Here is an 8,504-nt window from a genome sequence, read left to right on the forward strand (position 1 = left end):
TTGTCCCTGTGAGAGTAGGACGTCGCCAAGCAAGCTTAAGACGAGTCAGAATGACTCGTCTTTTTTGTATGCTTTCATGCCTCGATTAATTGCCTTTTTAACTCCTTCTAAATAAGCGAACCCATATTTTTTATCGGGTTCTAAGTAAGTACCTTCTGCCCATTCATTCCAGGCATTAATAAATAAAAACTCGCTATTATAAAGGGAGTATGCACGATGAATTTGCTTACTTAAATATATTGTGAACTTCTCAGGAGTAGAACCGATGAAAATACTACTGTTTAAATCTTTGCGGCGAGCTGTATTATCCCAATCAACAAAAGCTCCAGGGAATGTTTTTTTCTTTGAGGGAGATCGTTTTAATATATACATCCATACTTTATCGTAGTCCCAAGCATTTAATTGCATACCAGACTCATATATTGTTTTATTTATGTCTGAAGAGCTATCATGGGCAATTGTATAAAAAGGTTCAAATTGAATGCTAGCGCCGAATCCATTTATATGTGGAATTGGAAAGCTGTTTAGTGTTTCTACAAAAAATATACCTTTTAAACCATTTTCTTGCGCTAGTGTATTCCAATAATTAAGCATCTTTTCACAATCAGGAATATGTCCTGGGCGATAAATAATGAATAGAGGCTTACCATCTATACGAATATATCTTTTATCTTGGAATGCTTGTAATAAATATTCAAAGTGCTCTTTCCAATCCGATACATCTCCATAATCTTGAGGCATTAATATATGTTTATCAAGACCATCCCAAGTTTTTGTCCATGGTTCATTTGCCCAAGAAAGGCAAAATGGAAAATCTGGTTCGCTAGTCTTTAGTACCTCATTAAAAGGTGTTTCTAATAGCCTTTTACCTTTAAACCAGTAGTGATAATAACAAAAACCATATATGCCGTATGCTTTAGCGATTTTTGCTTGCCATTTTCTTACGGATGGGGTGGTTAAGTCATAATAAAAATCTTGATAAGGTTCCCTAGGTTGATAATGTCCTGAAAATAAAGGTTGTGCATTTTTAGTATTTGTCCATTCAGTAAAACCTTTACCCCACCATCGATCATTTTCTTTTATTTGATGGAATTGTGGTAAGTAAAAAGCGATTATTTTCAAGTTATATCCCCCTTATGTTCTTCGGAGTTCAAGTGGTGGGAAGTCACTTTTGATTTTGTGGAGTAAGTTTAAAACAAGAGATTTGTTATTTGCTTACTGTTCTTTTTATACTACGTATTGGATTTGGTTTTACAGTTTGCTTAATATGAGAGCCTAAGATGCTTTGATATATATGGCTGAAATAAAAAGTGTCGTTCATCATGAAATTTAGTGTATTATGATGAGCAAAAGAAGTTACTCTTTCTGGAGAACAAATAAAGCCTGTGGTAGTCGGTTTACATCATCAAAAAAATCCCGCAACTTTAGATACTTCTCATAATGTTTTTTAATATAAGCCATAGGTATAACAGTTTCTCCGTAAAAGCTGCTATTTCTAACATCTCCTGCACCAGTAGGACTGTGGACAAAATTACCGCTCTCATAATCTGAGATAGCGCGATGTATATTTGGAAAAGCTTGAGATAAAGTTTTATGCCATCCTGTTTGAATTAATTCAGGCTGTTCTTTAAATTGTTGACAAAAATCGAGAAAATATCGTGCCTGTGTTGTTGCGATAAAAATTCCGCCTGGACGAAGTATTCTTGAAAATTCTTTTATCCAATTTTCTGCAGTTTCTTCGGATAAATGTGAGAATACAGAATAAGCGAATATGATGTCTAATGAATTGTCGTGAATAAATTCTACAGGAGGTTGTGGACTTGCTGTTTTATAGATACCCCTTCCTAATGTTTCATTACAAAGAGTGATCATTGCAGGATCCACATCAATGCCGAGTAGATTTTGATCAGAGACATCTTTAAATAAGAAACGTATAATTCTTCCCCATCCGCAACCAAAGTCTAAAACTTTACTTTCTTTATTCAAGGGAACACCTAAATTTTGAGCGTATGTTTTTATATGGCTATAAAACAAATATGCTTCATATAGGGCGTGTTCATAGGAAGCACCTACAAATTGTTTTTGAATTTCTTCAGGAGGGAACATAGGTACGCGGACGCCATTTATAGTTGTTTGTGAGCAACTTTGTATAAATAGATTTAGAAGTTCAACATCAGATAATGGACTAACAAGGTTATCAAAATCACTTCCTAACTTAAAGTTATTCATTTGTTAAACCTCCGAATTACATAATGATAAAAATGATTTACGAGCTTTTTGTACTAATAAAAACATGCAAAAATTCAGCATCTAATCCTAGGGATCTATCCTTTTGTAAATAAACAATAGTATACATATTTGCATGTGTATAAATATATTCAATCATATCTTGCCCCCCAATCAAATGTTACTAAAGATCCATTCTCATCGATAGGGTTTCCATGATAAATGGGCTCTTCAATATACTCAATCACTTCTTTATTCACTCTCGCTCTTTGCAAAGTCTTTGTGAGTGTATGATACCAAGGGACAGTAAATACATGAGCACCACCAGGCTTTAATACTCGTTCTATTTCTTTAAAGGCCTTGTTTGGTGTCATAATATGTTCAAAAACATCTTGAGTAATGAATAAATCAAAAGATTCATTTTGGAAGGTCATGTCTTCTAAGTTCTCACATCTAATTCCTTGAAAGTATTGGCCTAGAGGATAGTTTTTAAAGTATTGAGAATATGTATAGTTTTTGCAGTTTTGTATTAGTAGCTGAGTTGTAATTCCCCCAGGAGAGGATTCGTGGATATTATAGGAACCCCATTTTGGAAAAAATGTATTTAAAACATGGATTAAAGCTCGTTGCCTCGGTATAGAGTGGCATGTAGAACATAAGTAATGATCTCTAAGCCAATCATTATGCTCTATAAATGTAGTTTCCTTCTCACAAATAACGCAGTATCCATTATTGTGTTTCAAATTACCTTCCACATGACATCACTCCTGTGTTAAATGCATATGACACACACGTCAACAATCAGCGAAATCAAAGAGAGTGGACCCATAAAAGTAAGATTGGTAGAATGGAATAATTAGCGGGGGAGGACCCCACGCTAATTAAAGTTTCACTTTATGCTATGCGATACATTCGCTTTTATTCATTGAAGAATGTATAGACTTAAAATATCCCTTTTGTGTACGGATACATTTCAAAGTCCTGTGCATATATTTCTGTAACTAAATCCATGGTTTCTTTATCATAAAAGCTTTCATATGTTGGAAAGCGGGGGAAGGATGCATCTGTAATGCTAAGTTCTGCATAGCTTCCCGTATAAAGCATCTTATGAGCGCGATGATGATCTGAATTTGTAAGAAGCGCTAAATTTGATTTAGTTAAGTCGTACGTGTGTTCTATCTTGGTGATTTGTGTATTAAAATCTTCTAAAGGAATAGCACATTGGATGAAGTTTTCTTCACCTGGTACGTATTGCTGACTAAAATGCATATCTATTGCTAGGGAACTGGAACCAAATGCTTGAACGTAATATAAAAATTGTTTAAATGATATTCCATGGTTACTATATTTGTCATTATAAAAATAATGCCGGATACTTTCCCATTGAGGGCTAGCATATGGATTGTCAACAAGCAATAAAAAGGAGCTGACAGCCCTTGTATAGGGGTTTCGCACAAGTTTATAAACATCTTTTTTTGCTTCTAGAAGACCATTTTGTAACTCAGGTATGTAATTTGTATTGTTTTTATACACCCAGAACTCATAGTAATGAATAAAGTCATTGTATTTCTTTGCTTCAGGAAATAATCCAATTTGAAAAAAGAACCAATTAGCTAATGTGGTACATCCGCTTCTATGACTCCAGAATAGTATAAGTGGAAAGTCTTTATGGAAATGTGGAATTCGATTTTTATGTAGCATTACATGATTTAAAAGCTCTTGATTTACATTCTTCATAAATTTAGTACTCCTTTTTGAAAGTTTTATTCACGGAGAGGGTTCTTTAAATAGAATAAACGAGTGAGAATATGGGGAAGGAAGTTTTTATTAATCCAATATATTCATGGGAATGAGTAAATATTATGAGTGTTTTTGCGGTCATCTTAGATAAGATAGCGATTCTAAAATGAAAATATAAAATAAAGATAATGAAAATTTATAAGGAGCATACAATTATAAGAGGATGAATAATAGAAGTGACCAAGTTCATTTATTTGTATTTCTAGGTGTGACGAGTAAAAATTTTATTACTAGAGAGGATATTATGAGGAAGAATAATTATTTAATAGTAGGTGGAAATAGTTTCATTGGTATTAACCTCGCATTAGGTTTATTAAAACAGGGTCAAAATGTAAAAGTATTTTCCAGACATATAAATAATTTTCCTCAAAATATTATAAGTGAAGTTGAATTTATTAGAGGTGATTTAGAAAATGTTGAAGATATATATAAAGCTTTAGTGAATGTGGATATCATTATTTATTTAGCTGCAACGTCTAATGTAGCAACTTCAATTGAAGATGTTTTTGGAGATATTAACAGTAGCTTTTTTTTTCTTAATTTCATGGAAAGTGTTAAAGATTTTCAGATTAAAAAAATTGTATTAGCGTCTTCTGGAGGAACGGTTTATGGTGAACCTGAATATTTACCTATTGATGAGAAACATCCATTAAAACCACTTTCTCCATATGGGATAACAAAAGTGTCGCTTGAGAATTATTTGTATTTTTATAAGAGGAAATATGGAATAGACTATGTTGTATGTAGATATTCTAATCCATATGGAAAATATCAAAATCCTTTAAAGAAAGTTGGGGCAATAAATTGTTTTTTGTATCAGCATCTCAATAATGAAAGGATTAATATATACGGGAATCCACAAGAGATTATTCGAGATTATATTTATATCGATGATTTAGTTGAAATCACGATACAACTATCGCAATTTAATCGATTGAAATCTTGCGTATATAACATAGGAAGCGGCAAAGGTCTCTCTTTAAAACGAATTATAGTAGAATTGGAGAAATTAACAGAAAGAAAAGTGGATTTTATCTGTTATAAACAAAAACAAGAGAATGTTCAAAAAATTATTTTGAATATAGATAGGGTAAGACAAGAATGTAATTGGGAACCTAAAATAGATTTCAAAAGTGGAATTAGATTAAATAAGCTATGGATTGAAGAGTTCTTATATAGTGAAAAATAATAAACCATGCCCCACTTGTATATAAGTAGGGCATGGTTTATTATTTTATTTCTTTTTGTATTACCCAAAGGTCTTGATGTTCCCACCAAAAACCTTCATTGAATTTTTTGATAACAGGGTTATGGGGTAATAATTTAATTTTGTCACATACGTAAGAGGGACTAACTATCGTTTGTCCGTATTGATTAACATCTAAATCAAATTGTTCACTAGAGGGGAGAAACCAATACCCCTGTTTATTTAAATTTGGAAAGCCGAAGTACTTTTTACTTTGATATCCGTGAGTTGTGAAAATGAATAAGCCGCCGGGTGAAACAGCGTTATACAATATTTGAAGCCAACGAAACCAAGTCGTATCAGGCATATGAGAAAAAAAGGATAGACAAAAAACAATATCATACGTAGAAGAGGCCAGTTTTACTTGTTCGGGTTCAGGATGAGATAATATAGAAGAAGTATTTAATGTACTTTCAATAAAAGTAATAGCTTCTTCGTGTATATCACATGCAGTTAGACGTAAGTCTGTTTGTATATTTATTAAATGCCTTGTTACGCAGCCGTATCCGGAAGCAAATTCTAATAATTTAATTGGATTGTCTATAGGAGTGTAAAAAGAAGTAATTAAGTCTAAGAGTATTTCTGCTGAGTTTTTTCCATCTTTAAAATAATAATCTATCGCTTCCTTTTTAGAAGGGAAGACGGGATTAGTGACAAGGAATTGAAAAATGTGATCCTCAGGATGGACGTTTGCATTTACATTGTAGGTGTTTGCGATTTGAGAAATTAAATCTTTATTTTCCTCTATAAATTTTTTCAAAGAGTATTCCCCCTAAATCATAGTAGTATCTTACAAGAGATACTGATGGTGAGGAAAGTATATAGTTAAATCTTCAAATATGCTTTAAGGTACTTTCTATATGTGTACATTTTCTTTTTTGAAATGTCGTCGATAGTAAAGGTTTCTTTAATGAAATTCTGCATTTGTACAACTTCACTGTAATGAGAATATGGATCTTCGGTTTTCGTTACGCTATTTGTATGTCGTCTATGATAGTTTAGGGGTTTTGGATTGAAATAAATATTCCCCTCTTTAAGAATAGAAACATAGAAAAACCAATCACCAGCCACTTTAAACTTTTCTAATTGTTTTTCTGTTGTTTTTATATCTATGTTTTTAAAAACTACACTTGAGACATTAGGTATGGTGTTTTTGATAAGTAACGTATCTTGTATTTCATCTGTCCCTTTTCGAAAATAAGAACTTTTCCATTTTTCTTTATCAATATCATTTGTGTAATCTAAATAATGATGGGCTAAAATATTCCCTTGTTCATCTATTTGTTTTGATTGTGTGTAGCTTAAGGTAACATCACCATTTATATGAAACCCTTGTATTACTTCTTCTAAAAATGTCTGATCACATAAGTCATCGGCCTCTGCAATCCAAATATAATCACCGGTTGCTGCAGAGACGCCTTTTATCCATTGTTTAAATACAGAACCAGAGTTTTTATCATTAATAATTTGCTGGACTTTTAGGTGGGTCTTATTTTCATTTGAGAGCAGTTTTTCAAATGTTGATACGCTATCGTCAGTGGAGGCATCGTCTAGGAAAATTAGTTCGTAAAGGGGATAGGTTTGGTTTAATATTGATTTAACTCGGTCAGGTAAGTAATTTTCGTAATTATAGTTCGGTACAATTACACTTATTTTTTTATAATTATGCTCAAGCAGGTTTAATAATTGATAAATGTAATGAAGAAAGTTGAAATCTTTTTCGATAAGTTCTTGGCCGAAGCTACCTTTTTGTAATCGTAAATCTTCATCTCCAATAAATTCATATATTCTTTCCAGCATCTTCGGTAAATTTAAAAAGTCTACTAAGGCGCCAGTTTGTTCCGTAACAACATCTTCAAAACCTCCAGCATTTTTAAACCCTATAACAGGGACTTTTGTATCTAATGCTTCTAAAACAACGTTGGGAAAAGGATCTTCTCTTGAAGTTAATAAATATAAATCAGCTCCGGCGTTATATAAACCGATATCTGGAGTGGGATCAACTAATGTGAAATTTGCTTTATATCTTGGTGATAGAGTATTCATGAAGTGAACATCTGTTCTCCCTACCCAGATAAAATGAATATCCGTATTAACCTTTCTTACTGAGTAAGCAATAAGTGAGAATAAATCTATCCCTTTTCGATGATCGGCGAAACCTACGCCCAAAATGATTTTACTATCTAGAGGTAAATTGTGTTTTTTGCGTAATTCATTTCTAGCTTCTGCAATATTGTGCTTATAAGGATTGTGGTTAAATACACCTTGAGGGATAATATGGCATTTTTGATGATCTAATTGGGTGATTGTACGGAATTTTTCATATACGTACTGTGAAGGGAAGACGATTTTGTAAGCAAACGCAGCAATGTTTCTAGCTTTTCCCTCGGCAGAGTACTGTTGTATTAAATGCGGCAATTCATGTATTAATGAAATAACTTTTATATTGTGTTTAGCTAGTAATGCAACTATATCACCACTTATGACGGTACTACATATGGCGATGGTATAGTCTTGTGATAATAACTCCTTTATTAATAATTCGGCCTTTTCTTCCGTTTGGTAGTCTTCTTCTAGGCAATAAACAGGACCATACTTTTGAAAGTCGTGGATTAAAATGCCCGTTCCAATAGAAATGATTGCGACGGAGTAATGAAAGTTTTCTTTAAGAGCTTTAATAGTATGTAAAGAAAGCAGCTGTGCTCCGTGGAAATGGGCATCATGGGATACATAAATGATTTTCTTATTAACATGCATTTCATAACGCCTCCTAAGTTAATTAGATTTTTAGTAAATGTGAGGTTTATTTATAATTCCTAGAGAGAAGTGGGAGGAGATAATTGTGAATATAGCTGGAATGTACTCGAAGTAAAAAATGCTACCTTTAATATATATTTGTTTGGCTTGATATTCATTCTTTAGAAAGGTATTAGTAGTAAGTAAATAAATGAGTATAAACTGCAGATTATTAAAGTGACTACACAAGTTTAATAATCTCTAGGGATGGATTAGAAATTCGGAAGTTTCAATGCCTTTTATGATTGGTAAAATAAAAAACAAAAAGGTGTTGACGATTAGAGTATAGAGGTGTAATATAGAACAAGTCGCCGATGCAATAACGCAGAACGCGGCAAACAAAATAAAAAACTTAGTTGACATTAACTAACGAAGATGTTAACATAAGGAAGTCGCAAATGAGCGACCAAGTAGTTCTTTGAAAACTGAACGAAAC

Annotated in this window: 6 protein-coding genes and 1 pseudogene; 1 reads left to right on the forward strand and 6 read right to left on the reverse strand. The window is 32.7% G+C overall.

Annotated elements, in window-relative coordinates; genetic code table 11:
• Positions 1–45: 45 nt before the first annotated feature.
• From BAU23_RS15540 to BAU23_RS15555, 4 genes and pseudogenes are all read right to left on the reverse strand, one after another.
• Positions 46–1,122 carry a glycosyltransferase WbsX family protein gene (locus tag BAU23_RS15540; RefSeq protein WP_071734781.1) on the reverse strand — a complete coding sequence of 359 codons (1,077 nt, stop codon included), beginning with the start codon at positions 1,120–1,122 and terminating at the stop codon, positions 46–48.
• Positions 1,123–1,356: 234 nt separating this feature from the next.
• Positions 1,357–2,229 (reverse strand): class I SAM-dependent methyltransferase, encoded by an 873-nt coding sequence (locus BAU23_RS15545; RefSeq protein WP_071734782.1) that lies wholly within the window; start codon positions 2,227–2,229, stop codon positions 1,357–1,359.
• Positions 2,230–2,266: 37 nt separating this feature from the next.
• Positions 2,267–2,981: pseudogene (locus BAU23_RS15550) on the reverse strand (class I SAM-dependent methyltransferase).
• Positions 2,982–3,168: 187 nt separating this feature from the next.
• On the reverse strand, positions 3,169–3,963 hold the full coding sequence (locus BAU23_RS15555; RefSeq protein ID WP_071734783.1) for a sulfotransferase family 2 domain-containing protein: 795 nt from the start codon (positions 3,961–3,963) through the stop codon (positions 3,169–3,171).
• A gap of 307 nt (positions 3,964–4,270) precedes the next feature.
• On the opposite strand from BAU23_RS15555, the gene BAU23_RS15560 reads away from it, so the two are divergent.
• On the forward strand, positions 4,271–5,215 hold the full coding sequence (locus BAU23_RS15560) for an NAD-dependent epimerase/dehydratase family protein (protein WP_002094754.1): 945 nt from the start codon (positions 4,271–4,273) through the stop codon (positions 5,213–5,215).
• Between the two features lie 40 nt (positions 5,216–5,255).
• Here the strand turns inward: BAU23_RS15560 and BAU23_RS15565 are convergent, their stop codons facing one another.
• Both BAU23_RS15565 and BAU23_RS15570 read right to left on the reverse strand, forming a co-directional pair.
• A complete protein-coding gene (locus tag BAU23_RS15565; protein ID WP_071734784.1) occupies positions 5,256–6,032 on the reverse strand; it encodes a class I SAM-dependent methyltransferase in 777 nt (258 codons plus the stop codon).
• Between the two features lie 65 nt (positions 6,033–6,097).
• Entirely contained in the window at positions 6,098–8,029 is a 1,932-nt protein-coding gene (locus tag BAU23_RS15570) for a glycosyltransferase (protein ID WP_071734785.1), read from the reverse strand.
• Positions 8,030–8,504: the final 475 nt, after the last annotated feature.

The sequence above is a fragment of the Bacillus nitratireducens genome, assembly GCF_001884135.1.
Taxonomy (GTDB): Bacteria; Bacillota; Bacilli; order Bacillales; family Bacillaceae_G; genus Bacillus_A; species Bacillus_A nitratireducens.

Excerpts from the sequence above, each read along its gene's own strand:
- BAU23_RS15545 (WP_071734782.1), bottom strand. The coding sequence starts at position 2,229 with ATGAATAACTTTAAGTTAGGAAGTGATTTTGATAACCTTGTTAGTCCA.
- BAU23_RS15555 (WP_071734783.1), bottom strand. The coding sequence starts at position 3,963 with ATGAAGAATGTAAATCAAGAGCTTTTAAATCATGTAATGCTACATAAA.
- BAU23_RS15560 (WP_002094754.1), top strand. The coding sequence starts at position 4,271 with ATGAGGAAGAATAATTATTTAATAGTAGGTGGAAATAGTTTCATTGGT.
- BAU23_RS15570 (WP_071734785.1), bottom strand. The coding sequence starts at position 8,029 with ATGCATGTTAATAAGAAAATCATTTATGTATCCCATGATGCCCATTTC.